Here is a 16559-nt window from a genome sequence, read left to right as displayed (position 1 = left end):
GCCCATGGACATTGATGAAAATGCACCCGGCAACCTGTCACAACAGGCCGTGACGCGTACCACCGACAACGAAACCGGCCATGATCCGCGCAAAGACGAGTCGCCAGTCCCCTTGCCGCCGGACGACGAAGCGCCACTGGAAGAAGACATGAGCGATGTGGCGGCCAACAATTCGGTGGGTTCTGAGCATCCGCAGGACGGCAACGGCTCGGGAAGCGCCGACGCCGATCCGCAGAGCAGCGCCAAGGATGATGAAGACAAAGAAGCGCGTGGCCTGCCGGCGAGCGATCCGGAGTCGGGCGCCTGACTGCAAGCCCGTTTGTATGAACGTGTATCCATTCCAGCGCCGTATACAGTCGGGTAACAAAACCCGTCATCAGGACACATCCCGCATACAGGCCTCGCCCAAAGTAGGTGCCAACACACCACGACTTCCAAGAGGACAACACCATGCGCCGCACACTTCTGATGACCGCTGCCGCCGTACTCGTTTCGCTGACCGGCCTCGCCCACGCGGCTGACACCCCATCCGCCGCCCCGGCGAAGAGCTGGCAACAAGGCCTGAGCCGCACCGATCTGGTTCGTCAGGACCTGGGTGCGGCGGATCGCGAAGTGATCCAGGCCCGCGTCGACTTTGAGCCGGGCGTCACGTCACCTAACCACGCGCATCCGGGTGTAGAAGTGGCTTACGTGATCAGCGGTACGTTCGAATACCGACTGGAAGGCCAGGCACCGGTGACGCTCAAGGCGGGTGATTCACTGTTCATCCCGGCGGGTGTGGCGCATATCGCCAAGAACGTCGGCAACGAGAAGGGCTCGGAACTGGCGACTTACATTGTGAAGAAGGGCGAGCCGCTGCTGATTCTCAAGCAATAACGTTCGCTGAAACGAAAAGGCCTGCCGATGTGGCAGGCCTTTTTGCGTCCGCTGTTCAGCGTATCAGTGGGCGTAAACCGGGTAGTCGGTATAGCCACGCTGATCGCCCCCAAAGAACGTGCTCGGGTCTGGTGCGTTGAGCGCCAGGCCTTCGCGGATTCGCCGAGGCAGATCGGGGTTGGCCAGAAACGGTCGGCCGAACGCGATGATGTCGGCGCGACCGTCGGCCAGCGCCCGTTCCGCCGATTCGGGGTCGTAGCCGCCGGCGATCATCAGCACGCCACCCCACGCATCACGCAACTGAGCGATGATGGCGTCCCAGCGCGGGTCGAAATTTTCATCCTTGACGGTGCCGACCACGGCCGGCTCGACCAGGTGCAGGTAGGCCAGCTTCCAGCGGTTCAACGAGCGCACGATGTAGCCGAATGTGGCCTCGGGCGATTCATCGCCCATGCCCATGAAACGGCCCATCGGGGTCAGGCGCACGCCGACACGGTCGGCACCGACTTCGTCGACCACGGCCGCCACCACTTCGAGTAACAGGCGCGCACGGTTTTCCAGGGTGCCGCCATAACCGTCAGTGCGCTGGTTGCTGTTGCTGTTGATGAACTGATCCAGCAGATAGCCGTTGCCGGCGTGAATTTCCACGCCATCCATCCCGGCGTTCAGCGCATTGCGTGCGGCGCGGCGGTAGTCGTTGATGATGTCGGCGATTTCCGAAACCTGCAGTGCGCGCGGCACTGGCACGTCACCCCAGACACCGTTGCCCTCGGCATCGATGATGAAAGTCTTGCCCGGTACAGGCAATGCGCTCGGCGCCACCGGCAGTGCGTTGTCCGGTTGAAAGCTTGGGTGCGATACGCGGCCCACATGCCACAGTTGCATGAAGATCAACCCGCCGGCCTCGTGTACCTGGCGGCTGACTTCACGCCAGGCTTGCACTTGTTCATCGTTGTAGATGCCAGGCGTCCACGCATAACCCTGGCCCTGACGGGAAATCTGCGTTGCCTCGGTGATGATCAGCGCGGCGCTCGCCCGCTGGCGGTAGTACTCGGCGTTCATGGACGTCGGGATGTCGCCCGGTTGGCCGGCACGGGAGCGGGTCAACGGCGCCATCGCCACCCGGTGGGGAAGTGTGTAGGGGCCGAGGGTAATGGGACGGAACAGTTGTTGTGTCATGGGGGTTCTCCAGTCTTCGAAAAAGGTCGGTGGACGGTGTCGGGCGTTGGGGCCGGCACCGGATGGCCCTACGTTAAGCGGCTGTCCGGTGCTTGATAATCCACACGCGACGCCACGCTGCATTGCGTGAAATGCAACGTGGCGCGGTTCAGGAAGGCTGTTGCGAGCGGGTCAGGGGCAGGTTCAGCCAGCGTCGTCCGGTGGCGTTCGCCACGGCATTGCCGATGGCGGCTGCCATGGGGCCCTGGACGATTTCGGCGGCGCCCAGAAACGGTTGCCCCGGCTGGTCGAGCAGGTGAACGTCGACCTTTTTGGGGAGTTGCGAGAAACGCAGGATCGGGTAGCCGCTCCAGTCGTAGCTGCGGATGCCGCCGGCGTCATAGGCGACCTTTTCATACAGCGTCCAGCTGGTGGACTGCACGATCCCGCCCTCGACCTGGTTGCGCAGGCCATCGGGACTGACGATCTGCCCCACGTCCACTGCGGTGACGACGTGGTCAATCTGCACTTCGCCGGTCTGCGGATGCACCCGCAGACGCACGGCGATGGCGCAGTAGCCCATGATGTTTTTGTAGCGCGCGAACGCAAAGCCAAGGCCTGCGCCGGGTTCACTGCTTTTTTGCGGCCAGCCGACGGCATCGCGAACCTTTTCCACCACCGCCCGTGCCCGAGGGTCGGTCAGGTGTGCCAGGCGCAGGGCAACCGGATCGACTGCGGCCTTGGCGGCCAGCTCGTCAATACAGGCTTCGATGGCGAAGACGTTGATGTGCGCGCCGAGCGAGCGCATGGCTGAAGTGCGGAACGGCATCTCGGTGACGAAGTTCATGTCGATCCGCGAGGAGGCCACGGTGTACAGCGGCACCGCGTTGCGATCGCCATCGCCTTCAGGCTGGGCGATCGGCACCGACGGTGCGGAAGCGAACGGCCGGGCCAGCAGGCGTGCGGGCAGCAAGCGCCCGGCGTTGACGATGCGTTCGTTGTGCGGCGTGGTCCACAGCTCATAGTTCCAGTCCTGCAGCCGACCTTGAGCGTCAAGGTTGGCTTGCACCTCGCTGACCATCGCCGAGCTGTAGGGCTCCCAGAGGTTTTCCTGCTCGCGCATCCATTGCACCCGCACCGGCGTGCCCGGTACGCGCATAGCAATCAACGCCGCGTCGGCTGCTGCATCGTCCGCGCCGTTGTGGCCGTAACAGCCGGAGCCTTCGGTGTGGATGCAGCGCACGCGCTCGGGTGGCAGCCGCAGCATCTCGGCGATTCCGGCGCGCAGCGGATACACGCCCTGGGTGTGAGTCCAGACGGTGAGGGTGCCGTCCTTGAACCAGGCCACGGCGCAGGACGGGCCGATCGAACCGTGCATCAGGTATTGCTTGGTCACCCGGGCGCGATATTCGTTGTCGGTCGCGCCTTGTGGGGTGCCTTCATGGCTGATCGGATAGCGACGCGAGGGCAGGTGTTTGAGCAAGGTGTGGATGTCGCGCGATTCGGGAATCGCCTGTCCGCCGCTCCAGCGCGCCGAGGCGTATCCATGACGCATGGCTTTGATCGCCTGCCATTCGTCCCGCGCCACCACGGCCAGATAATTGCCGTCGCGAATCACCTGCACCACCCCGGACAGCGTCTTGAACGATTCAATATCGATGGTTTGCAGTGTGCAGCCGGGGCGCGGCGGGCGGATGACCCGGGCGTGGAGCATGCCCGGCAGGCGAATGTCCTGCACGAACGCGGCGCCGCCGCTGACTTTGCCCGGGATATCCAGGCGTGGCAGCGAATGGCCGATGAGCTTGAATGACGCCGGCGGCATCGAGGGTGACTCGGACGTTGCATAGCGGTGCAGATCGACCTGCTGCACGGCGTCGGCGTAGGACATGCGTTGCCCGGTCGGGCCGAGAATGATGCCGTCGCGAGTCGTCAGCAGTGCCGGCGCAACGTTCCAGCTGCGCCCGGCCGATTCCAGCAGCATCTCGCGCACTTGTGCCGCCGCGTTGAACAGCGCGGTGCCGCTGTCGAAAATCGTGTGGCTGCCAGCGGTGTAGCCTTCGTTTGGCGTCAGTGCGGTGTCGGCGGTGAGCAGGTTGATCGCGGTCGGGGCGACCTCCAGCCGTTCAGCGGCAATTTGCAGTAACGCGGTTTTGACCCCGGTGCCCAGTTCGACCTTGCCGGTGTAGACGGTGATGCCGTCGTGGCCGACGCGGATCCAGGCATCGAGCCAGGGGTTGGTGCGCAGGCTGCCGGGCAGGTCCGGCGCCAGCACGACCGTGCCGAGGGTATCGACTTCGGTGTCAGCCAGGGCGCGGCGCGAGACCGGCACCAGAGCGAACGCCACGAGCAGAGCGCCGCCGCGCAGAAAAGCACGGCGACTTTGATCAACCTCGCTGATCGCTGTCATTGCGCACCCCCGTTTTGCCGGGAGACAACGCTGATCGCCTCAATGATGCGCAAATGCGTGCCACAGCGGCACAGGTTGCCTGCCATGTGTTCGCGAATGGTCTGTTCGTCGGGATGCGGATTGCTTTCCAGCAGTGCCTGCGCACGCATCAACATGCCGGCGATGCAGTAACCGCATTGAGCGGCCTGTTTGTCGATGAATGCTTGCTGCAGAGTGCCGGGGCGTTCGGCCGTGCCCAGGCTCTCGACCGTCCGCACCTTTTTGCCCTCAAGACCCGCGCAGGGTGTCAGGCAGGAAAACACCGGTTGGTCATCGACGATGACGGTGCAGGCGCCGCATTGGCCCAGGCCACACCCGTACTTGGCGCCGTTCAGGCCCAAGTGATTGCGCAGCGCATAGAGCAGCGGCATGTCGGGTTCCAGCTCGAGGGCCCGGGAAGATCCGTTGACGTTGAGGGTGATCTGAGTCATTTCGTCTCCTGACGTAGCGCTTCGAGGGTGGCGGAAAGGTCGGTCCACGGTTGATCGGGGCTGGCCTGATGGCGCAGGTAGACGGCCAGGGCGTCGAGTTGAGCGTTGTCGAGGCTGGCGGCGAACGAGGGCATCACCGGCCCCGGCTGGCCGGGTTCTGCCGGGATGCCTTCGAGTACGGTTTTCACAAAGTTGCGCGGGCTGGCGGCCTGCAGCGCCGAGGTGCGATCCAGTGCCGGGCGTCCGTCGATGTCACGCATCGGCGCGCCTTGGGCATGGCAGCCGGCGCAGGCACTGGCGAACAGCAGCGCGCCAGAGGATCGATCCGCAGGTTCAGCGCTGGCGCTCGGAATTTCGTTGATCGCGGTTTTCGCCGGCAGACTCAGCAGGTATTCGGCAATCGCCTGGGCATCTTCTGCGGGCAAGCGCGCCAGACTGAGACTGACCGGGCGCATCGGGCCCGCCGCCGTGCCGTGTCCGTCGACCACTTCGGCCCGCAGGTAACTCACCAGTTGCTCGCTACTCCACGGGTTTGCCCGGTGCGCCATGCCCAGCAGTGACGGCGCGTCCCAGCCATCCACGCTGCCGCCGGCCAGGTTTTCGCCGGATTTCTCGGCGCCGATCAGGTTCAACGGCGAATGACAGCCCGCGCAGTGACCGGGCCCCTCGACCAGGTAGCGTCCGCGATTCCACGCCTGCGATTGCTCCGCCAGCGGCGTCAGCGGTTTTCCATGCAGGAACAGCAGGTTCCAGAACGACACCAGAGGCCGGATGTTCATCGGGAAGTTCATGCGGTTCTGTTGTGGCGGCGAGTCCACGGCCGGGCCGCTCATCAGGTACGCATAGGCGTCGGCGATGTCGTCTTGGCTCATGCGTTGGTAATGAACGTAAGGGAAGGCCGGGTACAGGAAGTGGCCGTCGCGGGAGATACCTTCACGCATCGCCCGCTCGAAGGCCGGCAGCGACCATTGGCCGATGCCGGTCTGTGGATCCGGAGTGATGTTGGTGCTGTAGAGGGTGCCGAATGGCGTCACCAGCGGCAGTCCGCCGGCCAGGTATTGGCCGCCGGGACGCGTATGACACACCGCACAGTCGCCAGCCTCGACCACTCGTGCGCCGCGTTGCCGTTGCACGGAGTCGAAGGTTTGCGGGCGCTCGACCGGCGCAATTGCCGGCCGCCACATCAGCGCCAGGGCCGCGATTGCCCCGATCGACGCGAGGGCTGCTGCGCTGATCAACAGCGCTCTGGATCTCATGAAATGACCGTTCATGAGCGGCTGCCCAAGAGGCACGCGGTGGGCGTGAGGGACGGATTTGGCATCTTCGACAACTCCTTGAACGACCGGGGAAGGGCGCCGATGCAAAGCCCTGCGCCAGGTGCCCAAGGGTAGAGAAGGTGCATCCGTCCGGGTATTGCCGGACCGCGCAATAGCACGTTGCGCCAAGTGCAACGCCGAGGGTCGTTGCATTTGGCGCATCACTCAATTGCCTTTGGGATGGATACTCGAAGGCCTGCGCGACCCTTAGCCTTGGCGTCACTTTTCCAAACTCATCGAGGTGTCATCATGCTCACGGGCAATCCGGCAGCGGCGGCCAAGGCCGAACCATCCGCTTCTCTTTCCGGCCTGATGGTCGCGTTCCTGGCATTCTGCTGCGGCGCGGTCGTTGCCAACCTTTATTACGCTCAGCCGATCGTCGAACTGATCGCGCCGCAGATCGGCCTGTCCAGCGCCAATGCCAGTCTGATCGTTTCCCTCACGCAGTTCGGTTACGCATTGGGCCTGCTGTTGCTGGTGCCGCTGGCCGACCTGATGGAAAACCGTCGGCTGGTGGTCGGGTTTACCCTGGCGGCGAGCGTGACGCTGTTGTGCGCCGGCCTGACGCACTCGCCGTCGATGTTCCTTATCCTGTCGTTGCTGATCGGCCTGACTTCGGTGGCGGTGCAGATTCTGGTGCCGTTGGCCGCGCATCTGGCGCCCGAGGCAACCCGTGGGCGGGTGGTGGGCAACATCATGAGTGGCCTGTTGCTGGGCATTCTGCTGTCGCGGCCATTGTCGAGTCTGCTGGTGGAAGTGTTCGGCTGGCGCGGGGTGTTTTTCAGCGCGGCGGCACTGATGGCTGTCATCGCCCTGATCATGGCGATTGCCTTGCCGCGCCGCGTCCCGAGCCATCAGGCGACGTATGTGGCGCTGATCGGCTCGGTGTTTGCGCTGGCCCGTCGGCACGCGGTTCTGCGTCAGCGTTCGCTGTATCAGGGCTTGCTGTTCGCCAGCTTCAGCCTGTTCTGGACCCTCGCACCGATCGAGCTGATGCGGCACCACGGTTTCAGTCAGGCACAGGTGGCGATATTTGCATTGGTTGGCGCTGTCGGCGCGGTCGCAGCGCCGATTGCCGGGCGCCTGGCCGATGCCGGGCACGGTCGGCGCGGGACGCTCGTTGCACTGTTGCTGGCGCCAGCCTCGTTGCTGATCGCCGCGCTGCCGGGCAGCGGCTATGTCTGGCTGGTGGTTTGCGCGGTGCTGCTGGATTTCGCCGTGCAGCTGAACATGGTGCTGGGCCAGCGCGAGGTGTACGCCATCGATCCGCACAGCCGGGCCCGCCTGAATGCCGTGTACATGACCAGCATTTTTGTCGGCGGCGCCCTGGGATCGCTGGTCGCCAGTCCGCTCTACGAGCATTTCGGCTGGAACCTGTCCGCCGTGACCGTGGCGTTGCTGCCGGCCCTGGCTCTGGCGCTGTTCCTGAGCCGCAAGGCCGATGCCTGAACCTCAGGCACCGCTGAGTCCGATGAAGCACGGTCTTACAAGACGATCGGCGAACGGTGATGCACAATCATCACCGTTTCCTTTCGATCGGGCTCCACTTATGGACAAGTTGCTGGCACTGAAGATGTTCGTTGAAACCGTCCGTTGCGGTGGTTATTCCTCGGCGGCGCGCAAACTCGGCATCTCCACCTCTTCAGTGACGCGCCAGGTGGCGGGGCTGGAACACGAGTTGGGCGCCAGCCTGCTCAACCGCACGACACGCAACACCAGCGTGACGGTCGCCGGCCAAACCTATTTCGAGAAAGCGGTGGCCATTCTCGATGCCATCGATGAGGCCGACGCGGTGGTCGCCGACCGTGGCAGCGAGGCGCAGGGACGCCTGCGCATCAGTGTTCCGGTGGAATTCGGCCGACAGATCATTGCACCGCAACTGGGGATATTGCTCGACCGCCATCCGGGGCTTGAAATCAGTGTGTCGTTGAGCGATCAGGTCAGCGATCTGCTGAGCGAGCAGATCGATGTCTCGGTGCGACTGGGATCATCGGTGGTCAGTGACGATATCGTCAGCAAGCGCGTCGGCGGATTCCAGCGCTGGATTGTGGCGAGTCCGGATTATCTGAGCCGTCACGCTGTGCCGGCGCATCCGCGAGACTTGCTCGAGCATCAATGCCTGCGCTTCGACTACGGCGCTGCGCACCAGCACTGGACGTTCCAGGGCGACGAGGAAACCATCCAGCTCAATGTGCATGGCCGCCTGCAAAGCAACAACGCCGACATCCTGCGCGAAGCGGCGGTGGCAGGGCGCGGTGTGGCCCTGCTGGCCGACTGGCTGGTGCGCGCCGATGTCGAGGCGGGGCGGTTGACGCGACTGCTGGAAGGTTATGAAGTCAACCCCGGTAATGCGAGCTGCTGCATCAATGCGTTGTATCTGCCCAATCACCGGGGCTCCAGCCGTATCAATGTGTTCATTGATTTTCTGGAAGACATTCTGGCAGCGGAGCCATCGACTCAACGCTAGAGTGCCGTTTATTGCCGCCCGACGCTTTGTGAGTTCTGCATAAAAAAGCGCCCGCCAAAAAAAACGTGGCGGGCGCCTGGGAATGCGCAGCGATAGGGAAGTGTGAACCGTCGGGTGATCAGGCCACCGGAATCAATGGGTCGGCCGCGGCCAGTGCGGTTGCACGATCGGCGGCCGGCGGGTAGATCCACACGGTGTTGATCTGGGTCTTGAGGTCCTTGGCCTCTTGCCCGACCAGTTTCAATTGACGGTCCCAGCCCTCGGTGAACACCGCGCCCCAGGCACCGAGGTCGAGGCAGGTCACGTACTTGGGCTGGCGGTAGGTGATCGGCGCGACACCGATCAGGTCAGCGGCCACATTGTTGCCGGCATAACGGCCCAGGCTGATCGCATGCTGGCAGGACATCGCGGCGTAGTTTCCGAGATCATCCGTAGCGGCATAAGCGACGTCGCCGGCAGCGAAGACATCCACGTGCCCCAGCACTTTCAGGTGACCGTCGACGTGCAGGCGACCTTGCGGATCACGGCTGCCCGGAATCTGTTCAGTGAGCGGGCTGGCGCGGAAGCCAACGGTCCAGATGACGGTGTTGGACTCGATCCGTTTGCCGTCAGCCAAAGTCACGCCGCCGGCATCCACCGAGGCGACCGAGGCGTCGACTACCCATTCAATGCCCAGCTCTCGGGACGCTTCGACAATGGACGGGCGAATGCCGTCACCCAGAGTCGCGGCGATTTGCGGCGCGCGATCCACCACGATGACCCTGATCGGCGCATCGTCACCCAGTGCGGCACGCAGGCGGGCCGGCATTTCGGTGGCGGTTTCGATCCCGGTAAAACCACCACCGGCGACCACCACGGTATTACGCGCAGCGCTCGACGGCTGGTCCTTCAACGACTTGATATGGGCTTCGAGGCGTGCTGCTTCTTCGATCTGATCGACATCGAAGGCGTGTTCGATCATGCCTTTGAGCGGTGGGCGAATCACGCGACTGCCGGCGGCCAGCACCAGTCGGTCATAGCTCAGCGTGCTTTGTGTGCCGAAGGCATCGCTGTGGATCACTTGCTTGCCGGCGGTGTCGATGCTGTCGGCGATGCCTTTGACGAATTTCACGCCCACGGCATCGAACAGTTCACCCAGCGGCGCCTTCATGTTGTGGACATCCGGCTCGTAGAAGCGCGGACGGATGCGCAGTTCTGCCTGGGGTGCGAGGACGGTGATCTGCACGTCGTTACGATCATGCTGGTCCAGCAGACGTGCGGCGCTCAGGGCGCTCCAGACTCCACCAAACCCTGCGCCTATCACTAAAATGTGCTGTTTCATCGGATGACTCCTGTGGAAATTCTGGTCGTTGAACGGCTTGTCCGTTCATGCGTGACCGTCTGCCGCTCTGCACGAAGCAGGTGGTTGTGAACAACCGCAGAGCCGGTTCGATTCGCTGGGGAAGATGCTATCGGGGAAGGTGCGGCGAGACACTTCTACATAGGGTCAGTGCCGACATGCTTAGGTATGGGGTGGGGTATACACAGGTATAGAAAGAGGGCCGTCAAACGGCGCGATTGAATGCGCTTGCGATGCAGGTGATGAGTTCGCCGCACGGGAAGGGTTTAGGGAAATAGGCGAGGGGCTCGGGGAATGCGGCGTTGACCCTTGGCGGACGCCCCTGGTAACCCGTGATGAAAATGATCGGGATGCGCACGCCTCGGGCGCACAGCTCATCGTACATCTCGATGCCGGACAGACCGGGCATCTGGATGTCCGAGATGATGCAGCCGGGGCGGGGCGGCGCCTTCATCGCCAGAAAAGCCTCCGCGTTCGGGTACAACTGCACGGTGTAGCCGTGCGAGCGCAACAGGCTGTCCAGCGCCATGCGCACGGACTCATCATCATCGACAACCGATACAACAGCGGTGTGGGACATTGCTTTACCAGGGCTGATCTCGGGTAGCCCGTCGAGGACGCCCGCCATTGCCGCACGATACGCCGCTCGGTTCGGCGGCGTACTTATACGTGTGTATAGCGACAGTATTTGAACGTCTGCGAGCCCGGCGCCATTGCGCTGTGTGACGTCAGCGCGAGAACCGGCTGCGGTATTCCCGGGGCGAAACCGAGAGGTGACGGTAGAAGGTGTCGCGCATGCGTTCCTCGTCGCCAAACCCGCACAACTGCGCGATCTGGTCGATGTTGCGCTGAGAGTCTTCGAGCATTCGTCGCGCCGCTTCCAGGCGAAACAGCTCAAGTGCCTTGGCCGGCGTGCGGCCGATCTTGCGTTTGTAGACCCGCGCGAAATTGCGCGGGCTCATCTGCGCCTGTCGGGCCAGCGATTCGACGCTCAATTGCGGGTCGCCGAGGTTTTCGCTGATCCACAGGTGCAATTCTTCGAAGCAGCCTCTGTCGTCGATCTGCGCTTGCAGCAACTGGCTGAACTGCGCCTGACCGCCAGGGCGTTTGAGAAAAACCACCAGCTCACGCGCCACCTTCAACGCCACGGCGCGGCCGCAATCGGCCTCGACCAGCGCCAGCGCCATGTCGATTCCGGTGGTGACCCCGGCGGAAGTCCAGACGTTGCCTTGCTGGATGTAGATCGCATCAAGGTCGACATCGACACTCGGAAAACCACCCTTGAGCATGTCGCACATGCCCCAGTGGGTGGTTGCGCGCAAGCCTTCCAGCAGCCCGGCCTGGGCCAGCAGAAAAGTGCCGCTGCACACCGAGGCGGTGCGTCTGGCCTTGGCCGATGCCGCGCGCAGCCAGTCGACCAACGCAACATTGTCGAGCATGGCCTGACGGATGTTCGGCGCACCGGGCACGATCAGCGTATCGATGGTTGTCTCGTCAAAGGTGCGCAGGGCCAAGGTGTTGACCGACAGCCCTTCGGCGGTGGCGATCAATCCGCCGTCCAGGCTTGCGGTGTGCAACGCGTAGCCAGGCAAGCCGCGTTCGGCCATGGCCTTGGACGCGGCCCAGAACACGGTTTGTGCGCCGGTCAGGTCCAGCAAGCCCATCTGCGGATACGCCAGGAACACCAGCGTGCGCGGTTGCGCGAGCAAGCAGGTGAGAGGGTCGGGTTGGTGAAAAATAGAGTTCATGACTGCTCAGGGACCTGATGATCGCCCGCTTTTCGGCGATCCGGTGCGCCGTAGTTTCGGTGTTTGCGGGCAGGAGCGCGAATATACATTGGTATGGGCCACAGCCACCTCAGCAGCGGCGTTACTCGGTCGATGTGGTTCAAGCCCTATACCCGCGTATGGTGTTGGACGTCGTGGTCGCGATGCACACTCGATTTCAAGGCGCGCCATTCAGCGCTTGCGCCAGCAAGGGCATTCGTCCGGGAAATTTTGACTCAGCCAAGAGGAAAGCGACCATGTCAACGTATCTGAATCACTCCAATCAAACCAACGCAACCGATGACCGGCAGGCGTCCGTCACCCGCCAGCCATTCGCTCCGGCGCAGGAGCTGGTGCCATCGCGCTACGCACTGCAGGTCGGCGACATCGACGTGGTGGTGATCAGCGACGGCGTGCTGCCGCTGCCGACCTCGACCATGTCCACAAATGCCGACCCGCAGGCTCGCGCCGCCTGGTTCAAGGACATGTTCCTGGGGCCGGACGCGTTTGACTGGGCACTCAACGTGCTGGTGGTGCGCAGCGGCGAGCAGATCATTCTGGTCGACGCCGGGCTGGGCGGGCAGTTTCCCGGCTTCCCCCGGGCCGGCCAGTTGCCGAAACGCCTGGAAGCGGCGGGCATTGATCTGGCCAGCGTGACTGACATTGTGATCACGCACATGCACATGGACCATGTCGGCGGTCTGCTGGTCGACGAGGTGAAGAGCCGGCTGCGTGCGGACGTGCGCATTCACGTCTCGGCAAAAGAGGTCGAGTTCTGGGAGACGCCGGACTTCACCCAGACCGTCATGCCGGCGCCAGTGCCTGACGTTCTGCGCGCGACGGCCAATCAGTTCATCAACGATTACCGCCGCCAGGTGCGCACCTTCGAGGATGAATACGAAGTGGCGCCGGGGGTGGTGGTGAAACTCACCGGCGGGCATACGCCGGGGCACAGCATTGTCTACGTCAACTCGGGCGGCGAACGCCTGACCTTTGCTGGCGACGCCCTGTTTCCGGTGGCCTTCGAGCATCCGGAATGGCACAACGGTTTCGAGCATGATCCTGAAGAGTCGGTGCGTGTTCGCATGCGTCTGATGCGCGAAGCGGCGGCTAGTGGCGAGTGGTTTGTTGCCACCCATCTGCCGTTCCCGTCGGTAGGTCGAGTGGCGGTCGATGGCGATGCGTTCCGCTGGATTGCAGCGTTCTGGGATTACTGATCGGCTGTCGGCGGCCCGGCTGCATTCGGCCGGGCTCGATAAAAATCAGGCCCCGCAAGTGATGAACTTGCAGGGCCTTTTTTTGCTTTGAGGTTTGTTGGTCGGGCAGCGGTGGCTCTGCATCCAGTTATTCGTCAGGGCCGCTCAACGGCGGCGCATCAGCGCCTGTTCGATGCAGGCCAGCAATGCCCCGGTATGGAACGGTTTGGAGAAATAACCTTCCGGCGTCTTCACCCGCGCACTGAACTCGGGGGGCAGGCCCGGTTTGCCCGTGATGAAAATCGTCGGAATATGGATCTTCCTGGCCGCCAGCGCCTCGTACATTTCGACCCCGCACATGCCGGGCATCTGAATGTCCGAGATCAGGCACCCGGTCTGCTCTGGCGCGCTCGATTCAAGAAATGCAAAAGCGCTGTTGAATGTCTTGACCGTATAACCGCAAGACCGCAACAAACTGTCCATTGAAACCAGAACAAGTTCGTCATCATCGACAACTGAAACAATAGCTGAGTTGAACATGGGAAACCTTGCGTTCTTTGCGGGTGTCTGTCGCGCCCGCCATACTTGCAAGATACGCTTTCAAAAATTGTGGAATAGTATACGTGGGTATGTTTAGTTGGTTTTTTTGTTAGTTGCGAAAGTTAATCAGTGTTCAGAAAATAAATGGTTGTTGATTAACGAAAGAAAGTAACTGTTATGTCGAGTGCAGGCTTCAAAGAGTTGTCGGCTGGCGCAGTCGTTGTTGGCAATTGCGCTGGCACGACAGTCGCGGAACAAGGCATCGGCGGCCCGCAGTCGGCGCAGGGCGCGGTCAATGCCTTTAAGGCAGTCGGCAAAGCATAAAGGTTCGGGAGCCTCATTGAGGTGGTAGAGCGCGTCGCGCTGGGCATGGCCGCCCAGGTCAGTGATGCCGGTGACGAGAAAGTCGGCGTAACGGGTATTGGCGTTCAACAGTCTGCGCAACAGTGTCTGCACCGGTAGAAAGCTCACAGCGTGCAGTGTCTGCTGGCTGTGCTTGAGCCGCGCCAGAATGCTCAGCGTCGCGCTCAGGGTCTGCGTCAATGCGTCGATAATCTCCACGCGCTCAGCGGTGGACAACGATGTGTGCGTGCCATAGCGGGTGATGCAGGGCGGGTGACTGACCAAATACAGTTTGTGCGGTGCGTTCATGACCACCGTCTCCGGCTAGCGCTCGTGCGCGATTGAATGTTGTGATTGCAGCAGCGGACTCCACTGTTTCTGGTTGTCCGGACGTCGGTAGTACACCACCATGCGCCGGGCGACCTGCATGGCCAGCTCGCGACCGTGATCGGCCTCGACCAGTGCCAGCGCCAGATCGATCCCGGCGCTGACGCCGGCGCAGGTCCACACCGATGCCTGGTGGACGAAGATGGCCTCGCGATCCAGCTCGACCCTGGGGAACAGCCGCTCGAACATGTCAGCCATCAACCAGTGTGTCGCCACGCGCAGGCCGTCGAGCAGTCCGGCCTGAGCCAGGAAAAAAGCACCGCTGCATACCGACGTCGTACGGTTGGCCGTCGCTGACGTGGCGCGCAACCAATCGATCAGCGGCGCGTTGTCTCGCAACGCCTGGCTAATGGACGCCGAACCCGGAACGATCAACGTATTGATCGGCTCGTCGCCGAGCTCATCCAGCCGCCGGGTTTGAACCACCAGGCCTTCGCCGGTCTGCACCGGCCCGCCTTGCAGGCTCGCGGTGTGCAAGGCATAACCGGGCAAACCGAGTTGCGCCAGTCCGCACGTCGCCGCCCAGAAAACGGTCTGCGCGCCGGTCAGATCCAGCAGGCCCATTTGCGGGTATGCCACGAAAACGACGGTTCGTTCGTGTACCGGAGTTTCGGGTTCTGCGCCGGGGTTTGTACGTTGGATAGACAATGCGGGTCTCCATATCGCCACCGCGCGACATCAGGGGTGGATGGTTGTCATTTATCGTGTTCGAGCGCAGCCAATGGAATCGCAAACACAAACTGCGTGCCGACGCCCTCGGTGCTGTTGACCCAGATGCGGCCGCCGTGGAATTCAATGATCGAACGGCAAATCGAGAGGCCCATTCCCAGGCCGGTGGGCTTGGTGGTGAAAAATGGGTCGAACAGCGAAGGCAGGATGTCCTCGGCAATGCCGACGCCGGAGTCGGCGATTTCAAGCACGGCCTCGTTGTGCAGGATCGAGGTGGTGATCCGCAGCGTCCGGGCGCGGTCAAGCACATTGGCCATGGCCTGGCAGGCGTTGATGATCAGATTGATGATGACTTGCTGCAGTTGTACCCGGTCACCTTTGATCCGCGCACCATGAGTGCCCAGTCGGGCATGCGGGCGAACCTCATGGAAGCTGATGTCATGTTGCATCAGCGTCAGCGAGTCACTGACGATGTCGTCGAACACTTCGACATTGCGCTGCACCTCGCTGTGTCGCGATAACGCTCGAATACAGGCGATGACATCGGAGACCCTGACCGAGTTTTGAATGATCCGGTCCAGCGAACGGCGGGCTTCTTCCAGGTTGGGTTCGGGCCGGTTGATCCAGCGTTTGCAGGATTCGCCGCTGGTGATGACCGCTGCCAGCGGCTGATTGATTTCGTGGGCAATCGACGCGGCCAGTTCGCCCATGGAAGTCAGGCGCGTGACGTGGGCGAGGGTGGCTTGCGAGTGAAACAACGCCTCTTCCGACTGTTTGCTGGCGGTGACGTCCATCAGCGCCCCGGCGTATTGCGTGCGCCCGCGATGTCTGGGCAACGGGCTGGCGATCATCTGCACGTGCTTGATCCGACCATCCGGCATGAGCAGCCGATGCTCGACTTCGACCAACTCTTGCCGGCGCGCAAACTGTTCCAGCACCTGATCGATAACCGGCAGGTCGTCTGGATGAGTGCGTGACTTGACCAGCGCCAGTGTCGGGGTGATGTCCGGCGAGTACTCGAAAATACGCGACGACTCTTGCGACCATGAAACGCTGACTTTTTTATCGATGATGAAACCGATACTGCCGGTGTGGGTAAGTTTCTGTGCGCCCAGAAAGAACGCTTCCTTGCGCCGCAGCGTTTCAGTGGCGCGTTTGCTGCGCAACGCGAGCAGGGAAATGGTCGTCAGCGCGATCAGGCACCTGACGAATCCGGCGATGCTGCGGTGATCGCGATAACCTTCATCGACCAGGAAGTCGGCCGTCAGCAGCGTGAGGCAACCCAACGCGACGGCAAGAAATACCGGTACCGGGAAGATGTTCGCTGACATGAATACCAGCGTGATGTAGAACAACGTCGGCGCAACGTCCAGATCGAGGTACGCGTTGGTGATATAGATCATGCTGCCGACCGCTATGCCGCAAAGCCAGGCGAAGGCGTCTGAACAAAGAAGTTGTGCGCGACGTTTGATGATAGACATTTATTCTTCCAGATTTTTGCTATCGGACGGCAGGTCGTGTTCTTTCGATGAAGCAGGCAAACGCTATGAAAGGCGTATTAATGAAGAGGTTAAAAAGTCTGAAGTTGTTTTTCAGGCATGACGGTTGTTGGCGACTGTCTGTCAT

At 62.3% G+C, this 16559-nt stretch carries 15 protein-coding genes and 1 pseudogene; 5 read left to right on the top strand and 11 right to left on the bottom strand.

Going from position 1 to position 16559, the window contains the following annotated elements; all coding sequences use genetic code 11:
• Window positions 1-4: 4 nt before the first annotated feature.
• Together AWU82_RS29395 and AWU82_RS08545 are read left to right on the top strand one after the other, a co-directional pair.
• Window positions 5-196 (top strand): annotated as a pseudogene (locus AWU82_RS29395) (hypothetical protein); the annotation flags it as partial.
• Window positions 197-450: 254 nt separating this feature from the next.
• Window positions 451-876, top strand: coding sequence for a cupin domain-containing protein (locus AWU82_RS08545; protein ID WP_007955201.1), 426 nt, complete (start codon window positions 451-453; stop codon window positions 874-876).
• Between the two features lie 63 nt (window positions 877-939).
• Here the strand turns inward: AWU82_RS08545 and AWU82_RS08540 are convergent, their stop codons facing one another.
• From AWU82_RS08540 to AWU82_RS08525, 4 genes are all read right to left on the bottom strand, one after another.
• Window positions 940-2055: an alkene reductase gene (locus AWU82_RS08540; RefSeq protein ID WP_064381881.1), complete on the bottom strand. Its 1116-nt coding sequence runs from the start codon at window positions 2053-2055 to the stop codon at window positions 940-942.
• A gap of 148 nt (window positions 2056-2203) precedes the next feature.
• Window positions 2204-4441, bottom strand: a complete 2238-nt coding sequence (locus AWU82_RS08535) for a xanthine dehydrogenase family protein molybdopterin-binding subunit (RefSeq protein WP_064381880.1) — start codon at window positions 4439-4441, stop codon at window positions 2204-2206.
• Complete coding sequence (locus AWU82_RS08530) at window positions 4438-4911, bottom strand: (2Fe-2S)-binding protein (protein ID WP_064381879.1); 474 nt, start codon at window positions 4909-4911, stop codon at window positions 4438-4440. The genes AWU82_RS08535 and AWU82_RS08530 overlap by 4 nt, the downstream gene beginning before the upstream one ends.
• The gene (locus tag AWU82_RS08525; protein WP_064381878.1) at window positions 4908-6167 is read right to left on the bottom strand and encodes a c-type cytochrome; all 1260 of its coding nucleotides are present in this window, start codon (window positions 6165-6167) and stop codon (window positions 4908-4910) included. Before AWU82_RS08525 ends, AWU82_RS08530 begins: the two co-directional genes overlap by 4 nt.
• A 309-nt stretch (window positions 6168-6476) precedes the next feature.
• Here AWU82_RS08525 and AWU82_RS08520 point away from each other — a divergent pair, with 309 nt between their 5' ends.
• A complete protein-coding gene (locus AWU82_RS08520; protein WP_064381877.1) occupies window positions 6477-7676 on the top strand; it encodes an MFS transporter in 1200 nt (399 codons plus the stop codon).
• Window positions 7677-7776: 100 nt separating this feature from the next.
• The gene (locus AWU82_RS08515; RefSeq protein WP_064381876.1) at window positions 7777-8694 is read left to right on the top strand and encodes a LysR family transcriptional regulator; all 918 of its coding nucleotides are present in this window, start codon (window positions 7777-7779) and stop codon (window positions 8692-8694) included.
• A gap of 118 nt (window positions 8695-8812) precedes the next feature.
• On the opposite strand, the gene AWU82_RS08510 is transcribed toward AWU82_RS08515, so the two are convergent.
• The 3 genes from AWU82_RS08510 to AWU82_RS08500 all read right to left on the bottom strand — a co-directional run bounded on the left by AWU82_RS08510 (window position 8813) and on the right by AWU82_RS08500 (window position 11781).
• The gene (locus AWU82_RS08510) at window positions 8813-10015 is read right to left on the bottom strand and encodes an NAD(P)/FAD-dependent oxidoreductase (RefSeq protein ID WP_064381875.1); all 1203 of its coding nucleotides are present in this window, start codon (window positions 10013-10015) and stop codon (window positions 8813-8815) included.
• Between the two features lie 223 nt (window positions 10016-10238).
• The gene (locus tag AWU82_RS08505) at window positions 10239-10613 is read right to left on the bottom strand and encodes a response regulator transcription factor (protein WP_064384107.1); all 375 of its coding nucleotides are present in this window, start codon (window positions 10611-10613) and stop codon (window positions 10239-10241) included.
• A 148-nt stretch (window positions 10614-10761) separates the two neighbouring features.
• Window positions 10762-11781 carry a GlxA family transcriptional regulator gene (locus AWU82_RS08500; RefSeq protein WP_011333875.1) on the bottom strand — a complete coding sequence of 340 codons (1020 nt, stop codon included), beginning with the start codon at window positions 11779-11781 and terminating at the stop codon, window positions 10762-10764.
• A gap of 275 nt (window positions 11782-12056) precedes the next feature.
• Between AWU82_RS08500 and AWU82_RS08495 the strand changes: the two genes are divergently transcribed.
• Complete coding sequence (locus AWU82_RS08495; protein WP_011333876.1) at window positions 12057-13016, top strand: MBL fold metallo-hydrolase; 960 nt, start codon at window positions 12057-12059, stop codon at window positions 13014-13016.
• A 144-nt stretch (window positions 13017-13160) separates the two neighbouring features.
• Here AWU82_RS08495 and AWU82_RS08490 read toward each other — a convergent pair whose 3' ends face one another.
• The 4 genes from AWU82_RS08490 to AWU82_RS08475 form a co-directional block, all read right to left on the bottom strand.
• The gene (locus tag AWU82_RS08490; protein WP_064381874.1) at window positions 13161-13535 is read right to left on the bottom strand and encodes a response regulator transcription factor; all 375 of its coding nucleotides are present in this window, start codon (window positions 13533-13535) and stop codon (window positions 13161-13163) included.
• Between the two features lie 126 nt (window positions 13536-13661).
• Window positions 13662-14186 (bottom strand): hypothetical protein, encoded by a 525-nt coding sequence (locus AWU82_RS08485; RefSeq protein WP_064381873.1) that lies wholly within the window; start codon window positions 14184-14186, stop codon window positions 13662-13664.
• 15 nt (window positions 14187-14201) lie between these two features.
• Window positions 14202-14843, bottom strand: coding sequence for an AraC family transcriptional regulator (locus tag AWU82_RS08480; RefSeq protein ID WP_335743473.1), 642 nt, complete (start codon window positions 14841-14843; stop codon window positions 14202-14204).
• A gap of 116 nt (window positions 14844-14959) precedes the next feature.
• Window positions 14960-16414 carry a sensor histidine kinase gene (locus tag AWU82_RS08475; protein WP_064381871.1) on the bottom strand — a complete coding sequence of 485 codons (1455 nt, stop codon included), beginning with the start codon at window positions 16412-16414 and terminating at the stop codon, window positions 14960-14962.
• Window positions 16415-16559 lie beyond the last annotated feature (145 nt).

Origin of the sequence: Pseudomonas glycinae, assembly GCF_001594225.2 — a bacterium.
Classification (GTDB): Bacteria; Pseudomonadota; Gammaproteobacteria; order Pseudomonadales; family Pseudomonadaceae; genus Aquipseudomonas; species Aquipseudomonas glycinae.
The sequence above is the reverse complement of the archived record's forward strand: the minus strand, read 5'-3'. Positions and strand labels throughout refer to the sequence as shown.